This window comes from Prosthecodimorpha hirschii (assembly GCF_001305515.1).
Lineage (GTDB): Bacteria > Pseudomonadota > Alphaproteobacteria > Rhizobiales > Ancalomicrobiaceae > Prosthecodimorpha > Prosthecodimorpha hirschii.
In genome coordinates, this window is the sequence record NZ_LJYW01000001.1 from 5,994,210 (window position 1) to 6,012,969 (window position 18,760).

The window sequence follows — 18,760 nt, forward strand, 5'->3', positions numbered from 1 at the left end:
CCCTTATGCGACCGACCGTGGCCATCGTTGGCCGCCCCAATGTCGGCAAGTCGACCCTGTTCAATCGGCTGGTCGGCAAGCGCCTCGCGCTTGTCGACGACACGCCGGGGGTGACGCGCGACCGCCGCATGGGCGATGCCCGGCTCGGCGATCTCGAATTTGCCATCGTCGATACCGCCGGCCTCGAAGAGGCGGAGGCCGACAGCCTGTCGGCCCGGATGCGGGCGCAGACCGAGGAGGCGATCCGAAGCGCCGACGTGGTCCTGTTCCTGACCGACAGCCGCGTCGGGTTGACGCCGCTCGACCACCATTTCGCCGAGCTGGTCCGCCGCTCCGGCCGTCCGGTCATCCTGGTCGCCAACAAGTCCGAGGGCCGCGTCGGTGGCGCGGGGGCCTACGAGGCCTATGAGCTGGGCTTCGGCGATCCGGTGCCGCTTTCCGCCGAGCATGGCGAGGGCCTGTCCGATCTCTACGACGCGCTGATGCCCTTCTGCGACGGTCCCGAGCCGGAAGGCGAGGACGACGTGGCGGAGACGGACGTGGCGGTCGAGGACGGCGAGGCGGGTCCTGCCCCGGGTCCGGCCAAGCCGCTGCGCATCGCCATGGTCGGCCGGCCGAATGCCGGCAAGTCGACGCTGGTCAATGCGCTGATCGGCGAGGACCGCATGCTGACCGGCCCGGAAGCCGGCATCACGCGGGATTCCATCTCGGTCGACTGGGAATGGCGCGGCCGGCGCATCAAGCTGTTCGACACCGCCGGATTGCGCCGCAAGGCGCGCATCCAGGACAAGCTCGAAAAGCTCTCGGTCGCCGACAGCCTGCGCGCGATCCGCTTCGCCGAGGTGGTCGTGCTCTGCCTGGATGCGACCATCCCGTTCGAGAAGCAGGACCTGCAGATCGCCGACCTGATCGTGAAGGAGGGCCGCGCCCTGGTCATCGCGATCGACAAGTGGGATCTGATCGAGGACCGCAACAAGGTCTGGCGCGAGCTGCGCGAGACCTGCGAGCGGCTGCTGCCGCAGGTGCGCGGCGTGCCGCTGGTGCGCGTCTCCGGGCTGACCGGCGACGGGCTCGAAGACCTGATGGCGGCGGTGATCGCGATCGAGGAGGTCTGGAGCCGCCGCGTCTCGACCAGCCAGTTGAACCGCTGGCTCGGCAACGTGCTCGACCGGCATCCGCCGCCCGCGGTCTCCGGGCGGCGCATCAAGATCCGCTACGCCACCCAGGCCAAGTCGCGCCCGCCGACCTTCGCGATCTTCTGCTCGCGTCCCGAGGCGCTGCCGGACAGCTATGTCCGCTATCTCTCCAACGATCTGCGCGAGACGTTCGAGCTGACCGGCATTCCGCTGCGCCTGCATATCCGTGGCGGCAGCGACAATCCCTACGATCCCGGCAAGTCCTGACGCCGCCGGCGCCGGGCCAGTCACGAATATCACATCACCATCGCACGCACCCGCTATGGTCGGTCCCGTTCACGCCGGGATCGACCGGCGACGGGGAGACAGCGCATGGTGGGGACGGCGGGTGACCGGCTCTTGAGCGAATTCGGCGTGCGGCTCGGCCTGCCCGAACTCGCCTTCGACGACAATCTCAGCCTCCTGGCCTTCGACGGCATGGAGGTGGAGATCGAACACCGCCCGAACCAGCGGATCTTCTTCATATCCGCCGAACTGGCGCAGCTGTCGCGGCAGATGCCGGCGGTCGTCCTCGGCCGACTGATGGAGCTCAATTTCGTCTCCGTCATGGTCGGCGTCGGCGCGATCGCGCTCGATCCCAGCAACGGCACCCTGTCGCTGTCGGCACGCTTCCCGATCGCGCGTGCGACCGTCGACGACCTGTCGGATTTCATCAAGGACTTCATCGACCAGTTGGAAGGCCTGAAGGCCGTCCTGGCGCGGCCCGCCTTCCTGAGCGCCGACAGCGCCGTGACCCTGCCGGCGCCGGGTCGCGACGACGATCTCGGCGTCCTGGGCATGATTCGGGTCTGAGCCGTCGGCGATACCAATTCCCATCCAGGGGACCACCATGGCGATCACTCTTCAGGCACTCAAACAGGCCGTCACCGGGACGGACGGCAACCTCGGCCTGGGCCCCGACAAGGGCAAGGGCAAGGAAAAGCTCATCGTCGTCCGGTCGAATACCGGCTTCTTCGGGCGCATCGCGGAGATGATGCAGCCCAAAAAGGAGCAGGCGGCCGTCAAGTCGGAGGTCGTCAAGACCCTGAAGAGCGCCTATCCGGGCCTCGGCTCGCATATCGACGACACCATCGGCGGGCTCAAGGGCAAGCCGCTGACCGCCCGCGTGGTGCGCGACCTGATCAAGATGGGCGAGTTCGGCAACAAGGCCGACGGGCTCGGCCCGGTCGCCCAGGACGGCGGCCAGGTCGACCTGCTCGGTTCGCGGCGGAGGCAACCCGAAGGCCAGGTCCAGCAGGGGTCGGACCAACAGGTCGACAGTCAGGTCCAGGGCGGGAATGTGCCCGGATCGGAGCAGGGCGTCGGCCACTCCGGACAGGTCGGCTCCGGCGGCAACGTCCAGAGCCAGGGCAGCGACCGCACCGATGGGACCCGAACCCCGCCGCGACCCGATCCGTTCAAGGTCCGCGCCGGCGGCTTCGCGTCCGTCGACGAGATGCGCGAAGCGGCGACGCGGTTCCTGAAGAATGGCGGGCTGGAGGGACGGTCGTCCGAGAAGCTGAAGGACTTCGCGCGCTGCATCAACGACCGGAACGACTGCGACGCGTTGCTGTCGGTCGCCAAGTTCGGCCGTGACGGCCTGAAATATGCGATGGCGATGGCCAACGATCCCGCGCTGTCGTCGGCCTACGGCAAGGCGCAGAATTCGCCGGAATGGGCGCATGCGAAATCGGAACTCCAGAAGAACAACCCCGAGAAATACGCGCTCTACAGCCAGCACCGTTTCGGCTCGGAAGCGCTGGCGCTGGTCGGTCAGGCCCATATCGGTCTGTCGGAGAGCCTCGGTCATGTCGCCGACGTGCTGAAGGACCACAAGGCCGGGAGGCTCGATCGCAATGCCGCCGGCGTGCGGATGCGGGAGGTCTGCCAGGAGCAGGCCGCCAGTCTGAACAAGCGGCTCGACCAGATCGACGCCAATCTCGTGATGCTGCGCGATCCCGAATTCCTGCAGGGCCTGAACGAGGAGCAGCTGCAGTCGGTTCTCGACATGATCACCAAGCTCATGTCCATGAAGACGGCGATGCTGGACAAGAACGGGCCGTATCAGGAGGTCTATGCCCTGTTCGCGCTCGGCAGCACGGAGCCCTTCGCCCTGCTCGACAATCTCGACAATGCGTTCGGCAACAAGGATCACGTCGACCAGATCCAGCCGGACTGGACTTCCAAGCCGCCGCCGATGCCGCCGCGGCCGACCACCCAGCAGTCCGGTTCGTCGTCGCAGGTGCCGACCTTCACCCCCGCGCAGGCGCTGAAGTTCAATGCGGTCGATCTCGGCAAGCCGGGCGCCCCGGAGGCCTATCTGAAGGCGCACGGCATCAAGCTGACCGACGACAACGACAACGCCCTGTCGCCGCAGCAGATCAACCGGATCGCCGTCGACACGCTGAACATGCACACGCTTCTGAGCCAGACCGGGTTCGATCTGGCGCGCGCGAAGACGGAGCTGTCCGACAATCAGTTCGCGACCGTGACCCGCTCCCTCGACCGCATCCGGAGCGGCATCGTCGACCAGTTGATGACGGAGATGACGGACGCCGACTTCAAGGTCGTGGTCACCGACGGCACCATCACGTTCGAACACACCGGGACCAACCCGTTCGACGGCGATGTCGCCAAGCGGCGTTTCGAGGAGCGGTTGGACGCGATCTTCACCGAAACCACCAACCCCTTCGGCGTCGATACCGAGCGGCTGTTCGGGCGCAAGATCGCATCGTCGTAACCGGTCTCCGGAAACAGCCGGTCCCCGGGACCGGCGACGGCCGTCGGAGATGGCGAGCCGTCGACGTCGGGGATGGGCCCGAGGGGGACGGGCCGGGGGGACGGGCGGACCGCTTGTACCGGCGGCCTTACTCCGGCAGCCAGGAGCGGCTCGGAAAGTCCCAGACGCGCCCGGTCTCGACCAGACCGGTGCCGAGCAGCGGCACGAAATACGGGGCGAGCTCCTCGGCGGCCGGCAGCGTCGCGGCATCCTCGCCGGGCATCGCCTTCTCGCGCATGGCGGTGCGGATCGGGCCGGGATTGATCAGGTTGGCCTTGATGCCGGCAATGGCGCCCTCGCGGGCATAGGTCGCCACCATCGCCTCGAGGGCGGCCTTGGAGATCGAATAGGGCCCCCAATAGGCACTGCGCTTGCGAGCTGCCCCGGAGGTCACGAACAGCGCGCGGCCCGAGCCGGACTGCTTCAGGAGCGGGTCGAAGGAGCGGATCAGGCGCCAGTTGGCGGTCACGTTGACGGCCATCACCTCGTCCCAGACCTTCACGTCGACATGGCCGAGCGGGGTCAGGACGCCGAGCACGCCGGCATTGCCGACCAGGCCGTCGATGCGGCCGAAGCGGCCGTAAAGCGCGGCGCCGAGCCGGTCGATCGCGTCGAAATCCTTCAGGTCGAGCGGCACCAGCGTGGCGGTACCGCCGACCGCCAGGATGGCGTCGTCGAGTTCCTCCAGCCCGCCGACGGTGCGCGCGACCGCGACCACATGGGCGCCGGCGCGCGCGATCTCCAGGGCGACGGCGCGGCCGATCCCGCGCGAGGCGCCGGTCACCACGACGATGCGGTCATTGAGAGGCTTGTCGGACATGCTGGCTCGGCGCTCCGGCGGCGGCTTGGGGCGATCTGGGGCGAACGGTCGGCGCATTCGGCGCGGGCCGACCTGCCGCCCATCGCCAGCCGACGCGACCGGTGACACGGCGGGCGACCTGGCGGGCGACGCTGGTACGGTCCCGTGCGCCCGCTGTCTGAACCCGTCGCGGCCCGGCGTCAACCGTGTCGACCCGGTGCGCAGGCGGCGGCGGCAACCGTGCCGCGCGGGCCGCGGCGGGATCAGCTCGCCTCGGCGATCAGGTTGAGCTGGCGGACATTGTCGGACCCGGACCGATCGGTCAGCCGCGTCGGATACTCGCCGGTGAAGCAGGCGTCGCAATATTGCGGCATCTCGTTGTTGCGCCGCGCCTCGCCGACCGCGCGATAGAGCCCGTCGATGGTCAGGAAGGACAGGCTGTCGACGTTGATGAAGCGGGCCAGTTCCTCGACCGACATGCGCGAGGCGATCAGCTTCGACTTCTCCGGCGTGTCGACGCCGTAGAAGCAGGGATCGGTGGTCGGCGGCGAGGCGATGCGCATATGCACCTCGGTGGCGCCCGCATCGCGCACCATCTGCACGATCTTCTGCGAGGTCGTGCCGCGCACGATGGAATCGTCGACCAGAACGACGCGCTTGCCCTCGATCACCGCCCGGTTCGGGTTGTGCTTCAGCTTGACGCCCATGTGGCGGATCGAATCGGTCGGCTGGATGAAGGTGCGGCCGACATAATGGTTGCGGATGATGCCGAGATCGAAGGGCAGGCCGGAAGCCTCGGCGAAGCCCATGGCGGCGGGCGTGCCGGAATCGGGCACCGGGATGACCACGTCGGCGGCGGCCGGGTTCTCGCGCGCCAGTTCGCGGCCGATGCGCTTGCGGACCGAATAGATGCTGGTGCCGGCGATCAGCGAATCGGGGCGGGCGAAATAGACGAACTCGAAGATGCAGAAGCGCGAGCGGGCGGGGCCGAACGGCTTCAGGCTCTCGATGCCCTCCTCGGTGATGATCACCATCTCGCCGGGTTCGAGCTCGCGGATCACGCGGCCGCCGATGATGTCCAGCGCGCAGGTCTCGGACGCCAGCACGAAGGCGCCGTCGACATGGCCGAGCACCAGCGGGCGCACGCCGTGCGGATCGCGCACGCCGATCATCTTCTTCTCGGACAGCGTCACGAAGGCATAGGCGCCCTCGATCTGGCGCAGCGCATCGATGAAGCGGTCGACCAGCGGGCCCTTGTCGGAGGTCGCGGTCAGGTGGATGACCGCCTCGGTGTCGGAGGTCGACTGGAAGATCGAGCCGCGCTTCTGCAGCTGCCGCTGCAGCGTCAGGGCATTGGTCAGGTTGCCGTTATGGGCGACCGCGAAGCCGCCGCCGTGGAACTCGGCGAACATCGGCTGCACGTTGCGCAGGATCGCCCCGCCGGTTGTGGCATAGCGGGTGTGGCCGATGGCGCGGTTGCCCTTCAGCCGGTCGATCACGCTCGGCTTGGCGAAATTGTCGCCGACCAGGCCGATATGGCGCTCGACATGGAACTGCTGGCCATCGAAGGAGACGATGCCGGCCGCCTCCTGGCCGCGATGCTGCAGCGCGTGCAGGCCGAGCGCGGTGAGGGCGGCGGCCTCGGGATGGGCGAAGACGCCGAACACGCCGCATTCCTCGTGGAAGCGATCGTCGTCGTCGCCGCTGCCGAACGGAAGACCGTGGTCCGCCTCGCCGGTGATCTCAGTCATGCGCATCGTCTCCGAGGGGACCTCAGTCCCGGAACGGCCGAGATCGCCGAGGGAGCGACGATCGCGGTCGGATCGGCGGTCGACAGACACCGCCTGCACCATGCAGCGGGCCGGATCGGTGCGAACGAGTCCGAAGACGCGATCGAAACCCGGACCCCGCAAAACCCAAAACCGGCGGTACGGGGTTCAGCCCGCCCACCGGCAATCCTCTCCATATCGGGCGTTACCGCCCCGAATGCCAGCGCATCCGCGCGACCCGCCCATGCACGGGCCGCGGCTCAGGGCCGCGCCGACGTCGTGATCAACTGATCGAGACCCTTGCGGGCGCCGACCTTGTAGGCCGGATCGGTGATGCCGCTGCGCTGCGGCGTGGTCGGGCGCGCGTCCTGGTCGCCCGGCTCGGCCGGCATGTCGCCGTCCTTGCGCTTGCGGATCTTGTTGAGGATCGTCTCCTCGGCATTCTCCGGCAGCGCCGCGATCAGCTGCTGGCCGAGATAGTCGAGCACCGGCTTCGACTTGGCCGAAGCGACCCATTTCGGCTGCTGGGCGACCGGCACGAACCAGTTGAAGAACATCATCGCCACGACCAGCAGGAGCACGCCGCGCGCGGCGCCGAACAGGAAGCCGGCCGAGCGGTCGAGCGCGCCGAAGGCGCTGTCGAGGACGAAGTCGGAGATCTTCATGGTGATGAAGCTGACCACGATCAGCACCACCAGAAACACGCCGCCGGCGACCACGCCGAGGGCGACATAGTCGTTCGAGATATACTGCTTGGCGTAGGGGAGCAGCGGCTTGTGGAAGTAGAAGGCGGCCCCGGCCGCGACAGCCCAGGACGCGATCGAGAAGACTTCCCGCATCAACCCGCGATACATGGCGAGCAGCGCGGAGACGAGCACGACGACGATGACGATGCCGTCGAGGACGGTCAGGAAATCCATTGCTCGAACACTCGCCGATCAGGTTGGGCCCCCTGCCAGCCGGCCGGGCGCTCCTTCGATAGCACGATTCCCGGCAGGCCTGCGATCACGATCGAACGCGACCGCCGGCTTCGGGGCGGGCCGACCGGAGATCCCAGGGTTGCGTGCCGGAGCCTCGAGACCTGCAGAGCCGGCAGCCACCCGGGCGACCAGATCGGCAAGCGCCTCGACCCCGGAAACCGCACCCGACAGAGCCCCGCCGGCAGCTTCTCCGAGATTGGCGAGGGGCACGATTCCCCCCGTGAATCCAAGCCTTTCCGCCTCCTTGAGACGCTGGTCCGAACGGGCGACCGGCCGGATCGATCCCGAGAGGCTGACTTCGCCGAAATAGACGCTATTGCGGGGAAGAGCAACCCCGCTGAGCGAGGAGACCAGGGCCGCGGCGACCGCCAGATCGGCCGCCGGCTCCTGGATTCGGAGGCCGCCGGCGACATTCAGATAGACATCGTGGCTGGCGAGCCGCACCCCGCAATGGGCATCCAGGACCGCCAGCACCATGGACAGGCGGTTGCCGTCCCAGCCGACGACGGCGCGGCGCGGCGTGCCGAGCGAGGTCGGCGCGACCAGGGCCTGGATCTCGACCAGCAGCGGCCGCGAGCCTTCCATGCCGGCGAAGACCGCCGCGCCGGGCGACTTGCCGTCGCGCTCGCCGAGGAACAGTTCGGACGGGTTGGCGACTTCGGAGAGCCCGCTGCCGGTCATCTCGAAGACGCCGATCTCGTCGGTCGGCCCGAACCGGTTCTTGACCGCGCGCAGCACGCGGAAGCGGTCGGCGCCGTCGCCCTCGAAATAGAGCACCGCGTCGACCATGTGCTCGACCACGCGCGGGCCGGCGATCTGGCCGTCCTTGGTGACGTGGCCGACCAGCACCACGGCGACGCCGGTCGCCTTGGCGTAGCGGATCAGGGCCTGGGCCGAGGCGCGCACCTGGGTGACGGTGCCGGGCGCGGATTCGGCCGTCTCGGTCCACAGGGTCTGGATGGAATCGATCACCACCAGACCCGGCGTCGGGCCGGCCTGCAGGGTGGCGAGGATGTCCTCGACGCTGGTCTCCGCGGCGAGCGACACCGGCGCGCCGGCGAGACCGAGCCGTTCGGCCCGCAGGCGGACCTGGCCGACCGCCTCCTCGCCGGAGACATAGACGACGCGCTGCCCGTTGAGGGCCAGCCGCGCGGCGGCCTGGATCAGAAGCGTCGACTTGCCGATGCCCGGATCGCCGCCGATCAGCACCGCCGAGCCGCGCACGAAGCCGCCGCCGGTGACGCGGTCCAGTTCGGTCATCCCGGAGACGATGCGCGGCGCCTCCTTGGCTTCGCCGGCCAGACCGACCAGCGGGAAGACCCGGCCCTTGCGGCCGGCCAGCCCGATCGTGCGCGGACCGGCGCCGACGCCGCCGTCGCTCTCCTCCACGATCGTGTTCCACTCGCCGCAGGCGTCGCAACGCCCGGCCCAGCGGGTCGTGACGCTGCCGCAGTTCTGGCAGGTGAAACGGGCGGAGCGCTTGGCCATGAATCGGGTTCCCGCGTGTCTGACGGCGCAGGATGCGTGAATGTTCTTGATTTGTACAGGGTGGATTTGTGCGTCCGAGCCATGCGGTCCCACCGGCCTGCACGCTCCCGGCCGGTTGTGCTTTGATGGTGGCAATCAGAACGAAAGGGAGGACGACCATGCCGATCGCGACCGCGGAGAAGCGCCGGAATTTCCACGAGATGCACCGGGAGGGCTGCTTCCTGCTGCCCAATCCCTGGGATCTCGGCAGCCTGCGCCGGCTGGAGGCGATGGGCTTTCGGGCGGTCGCCTCGACCAGTTCGGGGCTCGCCTGGACGCGCGGACGCAAGGATTACGAGCTCGACCGGGCGACCGTGCTCGACCATCTCGCCGAGCTCGCCGGCGCGACCGATCTGCCGGTCAATGCGGATTTCGAGAACGGCTTCGCGGAGGCGCCGGAGGGCGTCGCGGAGAGCGTCACGCTGGCGGTGGCGACCGGCATCGCTGGGCTGTCGATCGAGGATGCCGCGGACGGCCGGCTCTATGAGCGCGATCTCGCCGTGGCGCGGATCGCGGCGGCGCGGGCGGCGATCGATGCCGCCGGCGGCGACACGCTGCTGGTCGCGCGCAGCGAGGCCTATCTGGTCGGCCGGCCGGACCTCGGCGAGGTGATCGCCCGCCTGACCGCCTTCGCGGCGGCCGGCGCCGATTGCCTCTACGCGCCGGGCATGACCGACCTCGACGAGATCGAGGCGACCGTGCGGGCGGTGGCGCCGAAGCCGATCAACGTGCTGATGCGCGGGCCGGAGATGCGGGTCGCCGATCTGGCCGCGCGCGGCGTGCGGCGCGTTTCGGTCGGCGGGGCGCTGGCGACGGCGGCCTGGGCCGGGTTCGATGCGGCGGCGCGGCTGTTCCTGGAGGAGGGACGGGTGCCGCCCCGGCGCTGACCTTGCGGCTTCTGCGGACCCCTGCGACCATTCGCGCTGCCATGAGCGGGCTGCATGGGTCGAGGCCGGCCGGCGACGCTGCGTCGCCTTGTCGCTCACAGGAAGACTTGCGTCGGCTCCGGGGCTTGGCCCGTCGACGGCGCGCGCGTAAGCTCGCCGTCGTCATGAGGCGGGCTTCTGGCCCTGTGCCGACGGGCGGGGCGCGCGGGGAGGCCTTTCGGTCGCGCGCCCGCCGGTCGCATGGACAGTGATTTCCGTCGCATGCAACAAAAGTCGCAAATGCAAGGCCTTGCGGCCATCAATCTCCAGGGGAGGACAGTTCATGAAGAGCGACATCGAAATCGCCCGCAGCGTGACGCCGAAGCCGATCGTCGAGATCGGCGCCAAGCTCGGCATTCCTTACGAGTCGCTCCATCCCTACGGCCACCACATCGCCAAGGTGTCGAACGAGTTCATCGCGGCGCAATCCGAGCGGCCGGACGGCAAGCTGATCCTGGTCACCGCGATCAACCCGACCCCGGCCGGCGAGGGCAAGACGACCACCACGGTCGGTCTCGGCGACGGCCTGACCCGCATCGGCAAGAAGGCCGCGATCGCGCTGCGCGAGCCGTCGCTCGGCCCCTGCTTCGGCGTCAAGGGCGGCGCGGCCGGCGGCGGCTGGGCGCAGGTCATCCCGATGGAGGCGATCAACCTTCATTTCACGGGCGATTTCCACGCCATCACGTCGGCGCACAATCTGCTCGCCGCGATGCTGGACAACCACATCTACTGGGGCAACACGCTCGACATCGACCCGCGCCGCGTCGCCTGGCGCCGCGTCATGGACATGAACGACCGCGCGCTGCGCTCGATCGTCTCCTCGCTCGGCGGCGTCTCGAACGGCTTCCCGCGTGAGGACGGCTTCGACATCACCGTCGCCTCCGAGGTCATGGCGGTGTTCTGTCTGGCGACCGATCTCGCCGATCTCGAAGCCCGGCTCGCCCGCATGGTGGTCGCCGAGACGCGCGGCAAGGGCTCGGTCACGGCCGGCGACCTGAAGGCCTCGCCGTCGATGACGGTGCTGCTCAAGGATGCGTTCCAGCCCAACCTGGTGCAGACGCTCGAAGGCACGCCGGCCTTCGTCCATGGCGGCCCCTTCGCCAACATCGCCCATGGCTGCAACTCGGTGCGCGCCACCCGGACCGCCCTGAAGCTCGCCGACTATGTCGTCACCGAGGCCGGCTTCGGCGCCGACCTGGGCGCGGAAAAGTTCTTCGACATCAAGTGTCGCAAGGCCGGGCTGGCGCCCGACGCGGCCGTGATCGTGGCGACCGTGCGCGCGCTCAAGATGCATGGCGGCGTCAAGAAGGAGGATCTCGGCAAGGAGAACCTCGCCGCGCTGGAGGCCGGCTTCGCCAATCTCGCCCGTCATGTCGAGAATGTCGGCAAGTTCGGCGTGCCGGCCGTGGTCGGCATCAACAAGTTCGTCTCCGACACCGATGCCGAGCTGCAGCTGATCGTCGATCTGTGCCGCGACAAGCTCGGTGCCAAGGCGATCGTCTGCACCCATTGGGGCGAGGGCTCCAAGGGCTCGGAGGAACTCGCCCGCGCCGTCGTGGAGATCGCGGAAGGCCCGAAGGCGACCGGCTTCAAGCCGCTCTACCCTTCCGAGATGCCGCTGCTCGCCAAGGTCGAGACCATCGCCAAGGAAATCTACCGCGCCGGCTCGGTCGTGGCCGACAGCAAGATCAAGAAGCGGTTCAAGGATCTGGAGGCGGCCGGCTACGGCGACCTGCCGATCTGCGTGGCCAAGACCCAGTCGTCCTTCTCGGCCGACCCGGAGATCAAGGGCGCGCCGACCGGCCATGCCATTCCGATCCGCGAGGTCCGGCTTTCGGCCGGCGCCGGCTTCCTGGTGGTCATCTGCGGTGACATCATGACCATGCCGGGCCTGCCCAAGATCCCGTCGGCCGAGCATATCCGCCTCGGCGCCGACGGCCAGATCGAAGGCCTGAGCTGATCGACGAGACCTGAGGCGGCGCACGAGGGGAATCCGACATGATCCTGATTGGACAGTATGATTCTCCCTTCGTGCGGCGCGTCGGCCTGGCCCTGACCCTGTACGGCCATGCCTTCGAGCACCGGCCGTGGTCGAGCTTCGGCGATGTCGAGAAACTGATCGCGCTGAACCCGCTCGCGCGCGTGCCGACGCTGGTCACCGATCCCGGCGACGTGCTGACCGACAGCCACGTCATCCTGGCCTATCTGGACGGGCTCGCCGCGCCGGAGGCCGTCCTGATGCCGGCCGATCCGGACGACCGGCGCCGGGCGCTCCGGGCGATCGGACTTGCGACCGGGCTCGGCGACGTGGCGGTCAGCCTGTTCTACGAGATGCGGCTGCATGTCGAAGCGTCCGACCTCTTGGTCGGACGCCGCCGCCGCCAGATCGCCGGTGGCCTCGCGGCCCTGGAGGAGGTCTCGGCGGCCGCCCCGGAGGCGGCCCTGTTCGGCGGGCGGCTCGGCCATGCCGACATCGCGCTCGCGGCCGCGCTGCGCTTCGTCCGGGAGGCGCATCCCGGCCTGTTCGATGCGGCAGCCCATCCGTCGCTCGCCGCCCACACCGCCCGTCTCGAAGCCCTGCCGGCCTTCCAGGCGATCTCCCAGGCCTTCATTCCGCCGAACTGAGCGGCGTCCCGGTCAGCGATAGCTGGCGAGCAGCCGGTCGAGCACGGCATTGGCCTCGCCGCGCCGGTCTTCGCCCTGGACGGCGGCCGTGACCGAGACCGTGAAGGCATTGCCGTCGCGGTCGGTGTCGTCGAAGGTCGCGACCCGTTCGGCAACCATCGTCCCGTCCTGATCCTCGGCCAGATCGTAGACCTTGACCACGCGCCCGCCGGGGCCGCTGCGGTCCGGTTGCGGCGTCACGGTGAGGCCGGGGCTTTCCGCCTTGAGCCGCTCGATGTCGCTGGCCACCACCCGATCGAGTGGTGTGCGGTCGGGATTGTGGGTGGCGCGCGCATAGGCCCAGATATCCGCCTCGTCGAGCGTCGCGCCTTTCGGGAGCAGCACCACGATCGCGTTGCGCTGGCCCGCGGCGCGGTCCTCGGCCCAGCCGTCGGGCGGCGCCACGCCGGCGCGGAACCAGGGGCAGAGCGCCTGCGTGCCGCCGCAGATCACCATGACCTTCTCGACCTCCGCCCGCGCCGGCACTCCGGCGAGGCTGCCGAAGGCCAGCATGGCGAGGGAGGCTGTCAGGACGAGGCGGCGCATCGGCAACTCCGGGCGAGGTCGGACGGGCGGACGGGAGTGGGCGAGGGCGAGGGCGGTCCGGAGCACGCTCACGGCCTGGTCGCGGTGGCGCCCGCATAGCTCGCCAGCATGGCCTTGAAGGCCGGCACGGCACCCGCGATCGCCTTGTCGGAGAGGCCGGACAGGACCAGCTGGACCGAGTAGGAGCGGCCGTCCGGGGCGCTCTCGAAGAAGGTCGCGCTGAGTTCGGCCGGCTGATCGCGCAGGCTCGGCGAGACGTAGCGCTCGATCGCCACTGTGCCGATGCCCGGACGCGCCGCGACCGTCTCGACCGGTTCGATGCGCGCATCCGGATGGGCGGCGATCCATTTGGCGTTGGAATTGGCCAGCCAGCCCTTCAGGTCGGCTCCGGAGGCGTTCGGGCGCACCTTGGCGTAGATCAGTGCCGGCGCGTCGCGGAAGCTGCTGGCCTTGGGCAGGAACAGCTGGACGCCGCGCCGGGCGCTTTCGGCGAAATCCTCGCGCCAGCCGTCCGGCGCCGCAAGCGTGATGACCAGGGGCAGGCAATTGGCCGTGGCGCCCGGTGTGCAGGGCGGGCGCTGCTCGCGCACCTCGGCCTGGGCGGCCGTCCCGGCCAGGGCCACGGCGGCGAGGCCCGACAGGCAGGCGGCGGAGAGGACGGAAAGCGGGCGGGCGAGGGACATGATCGGGTCTGTCTCCGGTGGGGCGATGCGGCGTTGGGGCTCCGGCGGTCCGTCCTCAACCGCCGGCCCGACGCCGGTCCTGTCGGGACCCTGCAGGCCTGCGGCTGAATGCGTCATGAATCCGCCGTTCGGAAAGCCGTAATCCTCGTTCCCAACGACAAGACGGGCGGGCCGCCGGTTCGGCACCCGACCCGCAGGGCGTCGCGTGGGAGGAACAAGCATGCCGATCTGCCTCGTCGGCGGCGCGAAGGTCGCCGTCGTGACTGCCGAACTCTTCTCGGTCTCGTGGACGATCGCGGCGACGGGCGCGGAATGGCAACGGGCCTATAACGGCGCGCCGGGCGCCATCGTGTCGGGCGAGCTGAAGGCCAGGGCGATGACCGCCGATGCCGAGGCGCCGCTGCCGGGCGCGCAGCGCGAGGGCGACTGGTTCGTCTGGCGGACGGCGCGGCGCGCCTTCCCGGTGGTCAGTTTCGGCGCCGATCCGGGCACGCGCGACTGGAAGGTCTGCTGGGACGGCGCCTGCAAGGCGCTGGTCGACTTGACCGGCGTGCCCGAAGGCCGCGACGTGACCGCGGTCCCGTGCAAGGCCGACGCGGTGCCGTGATTCGCCGACCGCCGGGCCCGGTGCGGCCGGGTTGCCGGCGCGGCCCCGGGGCATCGCGGCCCCGGGATATCGCGCCTCCGGGACATCGCGGCGGTTCGCACGGAAGGAGCCGACCATGCCGATCTGCCTCCTCGCCGGGACCCGCTCCGCCGTGGCCGCTGCCGAACTGGTGACGCTGGTCTGGACGCATTCGGTCGAGAAGGTCGAATGGCGCGAGACCTGGGCGGCGACGCCGGCCGGGCTCGTCGCGGTAGAGGCGCGCGTCAAGGGATCGGGCGCCGGCATGGAGCCGGGGCCGGAGGCGCGGCTGGTCGACGGCTGGTGGGTATGGCGCCCGGACCTGCCGCCGCAGGCGACCCTCAGTCTGGCGCGTTCCGGGGTCGTGGCCGACTGGCGGCTCTGCTCGCACCACGCCTGCATGGCGCCGGTCGACCTGCTCCCCGGGCTCGCCGCCGACGAACCGGTCCGGCTGGCGGTGTGCCGGCCTGAATGATCGGCCGGCGGCAATGACCTTCCGGCGGCCGAGACCGTCCCGATTGGCGGTCGTCGCCCAGGGCAACCGTCGTCGCCCCGGATCGGCGGTCATTTCGCCGGGCGGTCGAACTGCATCCGCAGGCTCAGGGTCTCCAGCAGGTCCTTCAGCGTCAGAAGGCCGACCAGCTTGCCGTCGGCGACGACCAGCAGCCGGCCCTGTCCGGTCCGTTGCATCTGCTCGAGCGCATCGACGGCCGGACGATCCGGGCTGACGGTGGTCTCCGGCGAGGCCGGATCCATGATCGAGAGGACCGGGGTCGTCGCCCAGTCCTCGCGCGGCAGTCTGTGCAGGCTGCCGACCTGGACCAGGCCGCGGGCCGTGCCGGCGCCGTCGACCACCGGATAGGCGGCGTGGCGCGAGCGGTAGACCACGGTCTCCAGAAAATCGCCGACCGCCATGTTCGGCCCGACCGTGATCAGGTCCGCGGTCATGTAGTCGGCGACCGCATGGCCGGTGAAGACCGAGCGGGCGGCGAGATCGATCTCGGCCGTCTGCGCGGCGGAGCGGATGAAGAAGCCGATCAGCACCAGCCACAGGCCGCCGCCGAAGGCGCCGGCCAGGATCTCCAAGAGCCCGAGCCCGGCGATGCCGAAGCCGATCGCGCCGCCGATCCGCGCGGCGGTGCGGGTCGCCGCAGCGCGGTCGCCGGACCGGGACCAGAGCGCGGCGCGCAGCACCCGGCCGCCGTCGAGCGGGAAGGCCGGCAGCATGTTGAAGGCGGCCAGGATGAAATTGAGGGTGGCGAGATAGCGCAGCAGGATGCCGGCCGGATCGTCGCCGCCGAGCCCGCTCGCCCACAAGACGAGGCGCAGGATGAGGCCGATCGCGACGCTGGAGGCCGGGCCGGCGATCGCCATCAGGAATTCGGCGCGCGCGCTGGTCGGTTCCGCCTCCATCTCGGCGGCGCCGCCGAAGAGATGCAGCGTGATCCCGCGCATCGGGATGCCGTGCTTCAGCGCGACCAGCGAATGCGCCAGCTCGTGCAGCAGGATCGAGAAGAAGATGCCGACCACGGCCAGGATGCCCATCGCCCAGTAGGTCGCCTTGGCGAGGCCTTCGTGCATGTCCGGGAAGGTGCCGCTCGCCAGCGACCAGGCGATCAGGAGCGCGATGAAGGCCCAGCTGAGATTGACCTTGATTTCGATGCCGAACACACGGAACAGCGTCAGACTGGACCCGAACATGATGTCTCTCCCGGGCGACCCGACAGGGCGGCCCCGCGCCGCGCCATGGTGGTCGATCGGGTCGGTGATGGGAAGGGCGGCCGCGCGAGGCCGGGTCCCGGACAGCGGGGATGCCGGCCGGGGCTTCTGGTCCGGAACCTGCATTCGAGGCGGGGCATCGCGCCGCCGGGCCGGTGCGGCCGCATCCGGACGGCGATCCGTCGAGAGGCCGGACCGACAGGCACAGGGGAGACAGGACCGTGAGCCGTATCGTGACCGTCGCGGGCGCCCAGATGGGGCCGATCCAGCGTTCCGAGAACCGATCGGAAGTGGTGGCGCGCATGATCGCCCTGATGGCTCAGGCGCATCGCCACGGCGCCGATCTGGTCGTCTTCCCGGAACTGACGCTGACGACCTTCTTTCCGCGCTGGTTCATGACCGATCAGGCCGAGATCGACCGGTTCTTCGAAAGCGCCATGCCGTCGGCCGAGACCGCGCCGCTGTTCGACGCGGCGGCCCGCTTCGGTCTCGCCATCTCGTTCGGCTACGCCGAGCAGGTCCAGGAGGCCGACCGGACGCGGCGCTTCAACACCCAGATCCTGGTCGGCCCGGACGGACGCATCCTGCACAAATATCGCAAGATCCATCTGCCCGGCCATGCCGAGCACGAGCCCTGGCGCGCCTTCCAGCATCTTGAGAAGCGCTATTTCGAGGTCGGCAATCTCGGCTGGCCGGTCGTCCGCGCCCTCGGCGGCCATGTCGGCCAGATGATCTGCAACGACCGGCGCTGGCCGGAAAGCTATCGGGTGATGGGCCTGCAGGGCGTCGAGATGATCCTGCTCGGCTACAACACGCCGCGCCACAACCCGCCGGCCCCCGACCACGACGCCCTCGGCGACTTCCACAATGCGCTCGTGATGCAGGCGGGTGCCTATCAGAACGGCACCTTCGTGGTCGGGATCGCCAAGGCCGGCATCGAGGAGGGCTGCGAGCTGATCGGCGGCTCGGTCATCGTCGCACCGACCGGGGAGGTGATCGCCCGCGCCAGCACGCTCGGCGACGAACTGATCCTGGCACGCTGCGACCTCGACTGGACGCGCTCCTACAAGGAGACGGTGTTCAACTTCGCCCGGCACCGCGAGCCGGAGCAGTACCGGATGATCGTCGAGCGCAAGGGTGCCGTCCCGCCGGAAGCCTGACCGCCAGTCGGGTGGCCGCTTGCGGGCGGTCGGCCGAGGCCGAGGGTGGGTCGACGGTGCCGGCCGCCGTCGTCAGCGCTGCGGTCGCCGGCGAGCCGTCGGCTTATTTCATAGGGAGCAGGCGGCGACGCGTCCGCCGCCGCCTGCTTTCGGAGCCCGGATCCGATCAGCTGCGTCCGCGGGTGCGGACCATCAACGTGTCGAATTGCAGTTCGCCGACCTGCCACCACTGCAGCACGTCGCCGCGATAGGCGTCGTGGCTTTCCATGGTCTTCTTGAACAGCGGGTTGGTCGCGGCGATCTCGGCATTGAGCTCGTTGGTCGCCTTCAGGGCCGCCTCCATGACGGAGACCGGGAAGCCCTTCAGTTCGCCGCCGCCGGCGACGATGCGCTTCAGCGCCGGCGCGTTGACGGCATCATACTTGGCCAGCATCCAGTTGTTGGCGGCCTCGGCGGCGTTGCGGACGATCGCCTGGTAGTGCTTCGGCAACTCGTTCCACTTGGCGGTATTGATGCACAGATGCATCATCGCGCCGCCCTCCCAGAAGCCGGGATAGTAGTAGTATTTCGCGATCTTGTGCAGGCCGAGCTTCTCGTCGTCATAGGGGCCGACGAATTCGGCCGCATCCAGCGTGCCGCGCTCCAGCGCCGGATAGATGTCGCCGGGGGCGACCTGCTGCGGAACCACGCCGAGCTTGGCCAGGACCCGGCCGCCATAGCCGCCGACACGGAACTTCAGGCCGTTCAGGTCGGCGACCTCGCGGATTTCCTTGCGGAAGAAGCCGCCCATCTGGCAGCCCGAATTGCCGATCGGCATGGCGATCGTGTTGAATTTGGCCAGCGCCTCGTTGATCAGGTCGCCGCCGCCGGCGAAATGCCACCAGGAATGCTGCTGGCGGGCATTGAGGCCGAACGGCATGCCGGTGCCGTAGCCGAGCGTCGGCTCCTTGCCGATGTAAAAATAGGTCGGCGTCTGCGCGCATTCGACCGTGGCATTGGAGACGGCATCGAGGGCGGCGAGGCCCGGCACGATCTCTCCGGCCGCGAAGCACTGGATCTCGAACTTCCCGTCGGTCGCCTCGGCGACATATTTCGAGAAGATCAGCGCGGTGCCGTAGATGGTGTCGAGCTGCTTGGGGAAGCTTGAGGTCAGCCGCCACTTGATCGTCGGGGCCGTCTGGGCAATCGCCGGAGCGGCGACCATCGATGCCGCGCCGGCGCCGGCGGCGGTCAGGAACTGTCTGCGTTTCATGCCATCCTCCCTGTCGACACCGATGCGGAGGCCGGGACGGACCCGATCTCGGCAAAGGGTCTCCGTTTCATGGCGGCGATACGGTCTGGCCTGCCGCATGGCGCCGCGTCCTGCGTGCCGGTTCGACCGGCACTCCGGCACGGATGCGAGCACGCC

17 protein-coding genes are annotated in these 18,760 nt (G+C 69.4%); 9 read left to right on the top strand and 8 right to left on the bottom strand.

The genetic code is table 11. The features are described from left to right. Window positions 1–5 precede the first annotated feature (5 nt). The 3 genes from der (at window position 6) to ABB55_RS26335 (ending at window position 3,915) form a co-directional block, all read left to right on the top strand. Window positions 6–1,403 carry a ribosome biogenesis GTPase Der gene (der, locus tag ABB55_RS26325; protein ID WP_054361480.1) on the top strand — a complete coding sequence of 466 codons (1,398 nt, stop codon included), beginning with the start codon at window positions 6–8 and terminating at the stop codon, window positions 1,401–1,403. A 105-nt stretch (window positions 1,404–1,508) separates the two neighbouring features. Then, window positions 1,509–1,988, top strand: coding sequence for a type III secretion system chaperone (locus tag ABB55_RS26330; RefSeq protein ID WP_054361481.1), 480 nt, complete (start codon window positions 1,509–1,511; stop codon window positions 1,986–1,988). A gap of 37 nt (window positions 1,989–2,025) precedes the next feature. Continuing rightward, complete coding sequence (locus tag ABB55_RS26335) at window positions 2,026–3,915, top strand: hypothetical protein (RefSeq protein ID WP_054361482.1); 1,890 nt, start codon at window positions 2,026–2,028, stop codon at window positions 3,913–3,915. Between the two features lie 127 nt (window positions 3,916–4,042). On the opposite strand, the gene ABB55_RS26340 is transcribed toward ABB55_RS26335, so the two are convergent. From ABB55_RS26340 to radA, 4 genes are all read right to left on the bottom strand, one after another. Further along, complete coding sequence (locus ABB55_RS26340; RefSeq protein ID WP_054361483.1) at window positions 4,043–4,774, bottom strand: SDR family NAD(P)-dependent oxidoreductase; 732 nt, start codon at window positions 4,772–4,774, stop codon at window positions 4,043–4,045. 242 nt (window positions 4,775–5,016) lie between these two features. Beyond that, complete coding sequence (purF, locus tag ABB55_RS26345) at window positions 5,017–6,504, bottom strand: amidophosphoribosyltransferase (RefSeq protein ID WP_054362313.1); 1,488 nt, start codon at window positions 6,502–6,504, stop codon at window positions 5,017–5,019. 278 nt (window positions 6,505–6,782) lie between these two features. Then, window positions 6,783–7,442: a CvpA family protein gene (locus ABB55_RS26350; RefSeq protein WP_054361484.1), complete on the bottom strand. Its 660-nt coding sequence runs from the start codon at window positions 7,440–7,442 to the stop codon at window positions 6,783–6,785. 18 nt (window positions 7,443–7,460) lie between these two features. Beyond that, the gene (gene radA / locus ABB55_RS26355; RefSeq protein ID WP_083463966.1) at window positions 7,461–8,990 is read right to left on the bottom strand and encodes a DNA repair protein RadA; all 1,530 of its coding nucleotides are present in this window, start codon (window positions 8,988–8,990) and stop codon (window positions 7,461–7,463) included. 158 nt (window positions 8,991–9,148) lie between these two features. Between radA and ABB55_RS26360 the strand changes: the two genes are divergently transcribed. From ABB55_RS26360 to ABB55_RS26370, 3 genes are all read left to right on the top strand, one after another. Next, window positions 9,149–9,916, top strand: a complete 768-nt coding sequence (locus ABB55_RS26360; RefSeq protein ID WP_054361485.1) for an isocitrate lyase/PEP mutase family protein — start codon at window positions 9,149–9,151, stop codon at window positions 9,914–9,916. A 322-nt stretch (window positions 9,917–10,238) separates the two neighbouring features. Next, complete coding sequence (locus ABB55_RS26365; RefSeq protein WP_054361486.1) at window positions 10,239–11,915, top strand: formate--tetrahydrofolate ligase; 1,677 nt, start codon at window positions 10,239–10,241, stop codon at window positions 11,913–11,915. Window positions 11,916–11,953: 38 nt separating this feature from the next. Next, window positions 11,954–12,580, top strand: coding sequence for a glutathione S-transferase family protein (locus ABB55_RS26370; RefSeq protein WP_054361487.1), 627 nt, complete (start codon window positions 11,954–11,956; stop codon window positions 12,578–12,580). A gap of 12 nt (window positions 12,581–12,592) precedes the next feature. Here the strand turns inward: ABB55_RS26370 and ABB55_RS30045 are convergent, their stop codons facing one another. Both ABB55_RS30045 and ABB55_RS26380 read right to left on the bottom strand, forming a co-directional pair. After that, a complete protein-coding gene (locus ABB55_RS30045; RefSeq protein WP_054361488.1) occupies window positions 12,593–13,165 on the bottom strand; it encodes a hypothetical protein in 573 nt (190 codons plus the stop codon). Between the two features lie 68 nt (window positions 13,166–13,233). Then, window positions 13,234–13,848 (bottom strand): hypothetical protein, encoded by a 615-nt coding sequence (locus ABB55_RS26380; RefSeq protein WP_054361489.1) that lies wholly within the window; start codon window positions 13,846–13,848, stop codon window positions 13,234–13,236. Between the two features lie 220 nt (window positions 13,849–14,068). Here ABB55_RS26380 and ABB55_RS26385 point away from each other — a divergent pair, with 220 nt between their 5' ends. Together ABB55_RS26385 and ABB55_RS26390 are read left to right on the top strand one after the other, a co-directional pair. After that, on the top strand, window positions 14,069–14,455 hold the full coding sequence (locus ABB55_RS26385; protein WP_054361490.1) for a hypothetical protein: 387 nt from the start codon (window positions 14,069–14,071) through the stop codon (window positions 14,453–14,455). A 115-nt stretch (window positions 14,456–14,570) separates the two neighbouring features. After that, window positions 14,571–14,948 (top strand): DUF1850 domain-containing protein, encoded by a 378-nt coding sequence (locus ABB55_RS26390; protein WP_054361491.1) that lies wholly within the window; start codon window positions 14,571–14,573, stop codon window positions 14,946–14,948. A gap of 89 nt (window positions 14,949–15,037) precedes the next feature. Here ABB55_RS26390 and ABB55_RS26395 read toward each other — a convergent pair whose 3' ends face one another. Then, complete coding sequence (locus ABB55_RS26395; protein WP_054361492.1) at window positions 15,038–16,174, bottom strand: site-2 protease family protein; 1,137 nt, start codon at window positions 16,172–16,174, stop codon at window positions 15,038–15,040. Window positions 16,175–16,413: 239 nt separating this feature from the next. On the opposite strand from ABB55_RS26395, the gene ABB55_RS26400 reads away from it, so the two are divergent. Further along, window positions 16,414–17,352 carry an N-carbamoyl-D-amino-acid hydrolase gene (locus tag ABB55_RS26400; RefSeq protein WP_054361493.1) on the top strand — a complete coding sequence of 313 codons (939 nt, stop codon included), beginning with the start codon at window positions 16,414–16,416 and terminating at the stop codon, window positions 17,350–17,352. Between the two features lie 166 nt (window positions 17,353–17,518). Here ABB55_RS26400 and ABB55_RS26405 read toward each other — a convergent pair whose 3' ends face one another. After that, entirely contained in the window at window positions 17,519–18,604 is a 1,086-nt protein-coding gene (locus ABB55_RS26405; RefSeq protein ID WP_054361494.1) for a TRAP transporter substrate-binding protein, read from the bottom strand. Window positions 18,605–18,760 lie beyond the last annotated feature (156 nt).

Excerpts from the sequence above, each read along its gene's own strand:
- der (WP_054361480.1), top strand. The coding sequence starts at position 6 with ATGCGACCGACCGTGGCCATCGTTGGCCGCCCCAATGTCGGCAAGTCG.
- ABB55_RS26330 (WP_054361481.1), top strand. The coding sequence starts at position 1,509 with ATGGTGGGGACGGCGGGTGACCGGCTCTTGAGCGAATTCGGCGTGCGG.
- ABB55_RS26335 (WP_054361482.1), top strand. The coding sequence starts at position 2,026 with ATGGCGATCACTCTTCAGGCACTCAAACAGGCCGTCACCGGGACGGAC.
- ABB55_RS26340 (WP_054361483.1), bottom strand. The coding sequence starts at position 4,774 with ATGTCCGACAAGCCTCTCAATGACCGCATCGTCGTGGTGACCGGCGCC.
- purF (WP_054362313.1), bottom strand. The coding sequence starts at position 6,504 with ATGACTGAGATCACCGGCGAGGCGGACCACGGTCTTCCGTTCGGCAGC.
- ABB55_RS26350 (WP_054361484.1), bottom strand. The coding sequence starts at position 7,442 with ATGGATTTCCTGACCGTCCTCGACGGCATCGTCATCGTCGTCGTGCTC.
- radA (WP_083463966.1), bottom strand. The coding sequence starts at position 8,990 with ATGGCCAAGCGCTCCGCCCGTTTCACCTGCCAGAACTGCGGCAGCGTC.
- ABB55_RS26360 (WP_054361485.1), top strand. The coding sequence starts at position 9,149 with ATGCCGATCGCGACCGCGGAGAAGCGCCGGAATTTCCACGAGATGCAC.
- ABB55_RS26365 (WP_054361486.1), top strand. The coding sequence starts at position 10,239 with ATGAAGAGCGACATCGAAATCGCCCGCAGCGTGACGCCGAAGCCGATC.
- ABB55_RS26370 (WP_054361487.1), top strand. The coding sequence starts at position 11,954 with ATGATCCTGATTGGACAGTATGATTCTCCCTTCGTGCGGCGCGTCGGC.
- ABB55_RS30045 (WP_054361488.1), bottom strand. The coding sequence starts at position 13,165 with ATGCGCCGCCTCGTCCTGACAGCCTCCCTCGCCATGCTGGCCTTCGGC.
- ABB55_RS26380 (WP_054361489.1), bottom strand. The coding sequence starts at position 13,848 with ATGTCCCTCGCCCGCCCGCTTTCCGTCCTCTCCGCCGCCTGCCTGTCG.
- ABB55_RS26385 (WP_054361490.1), top strand. The coding sequence starts at position 14,069 with ATGCCGATCTGCCTCGTCGGCGGCGCGAAGGTCGCCGTCGTGACTGCC.
- ABB55_RS26390 (WP_054361491.1), top strand. The coding sequence starts at position 14,571 with ATGCCGATCTGCCTCCTCGCCGGGACCCGCTCCGCCGTGGCCGCTGCC.
- ABB55_RS26395 (WP_054361492.1), bottom strand. The coding sequence starts at position 16,174 with ATGTTCGGGTCCAGTCTGACGCTGTTCCGTGTGTTCGGCATCGAAATC.
- ABB55_RS26405 (WP_054361494.1), bottom strand. The coding sequence starts at position 18,604 with ATGAAACGCAGACAGTTCCTGACCGCCGCCGGCGCCGGCGCGGCATCG.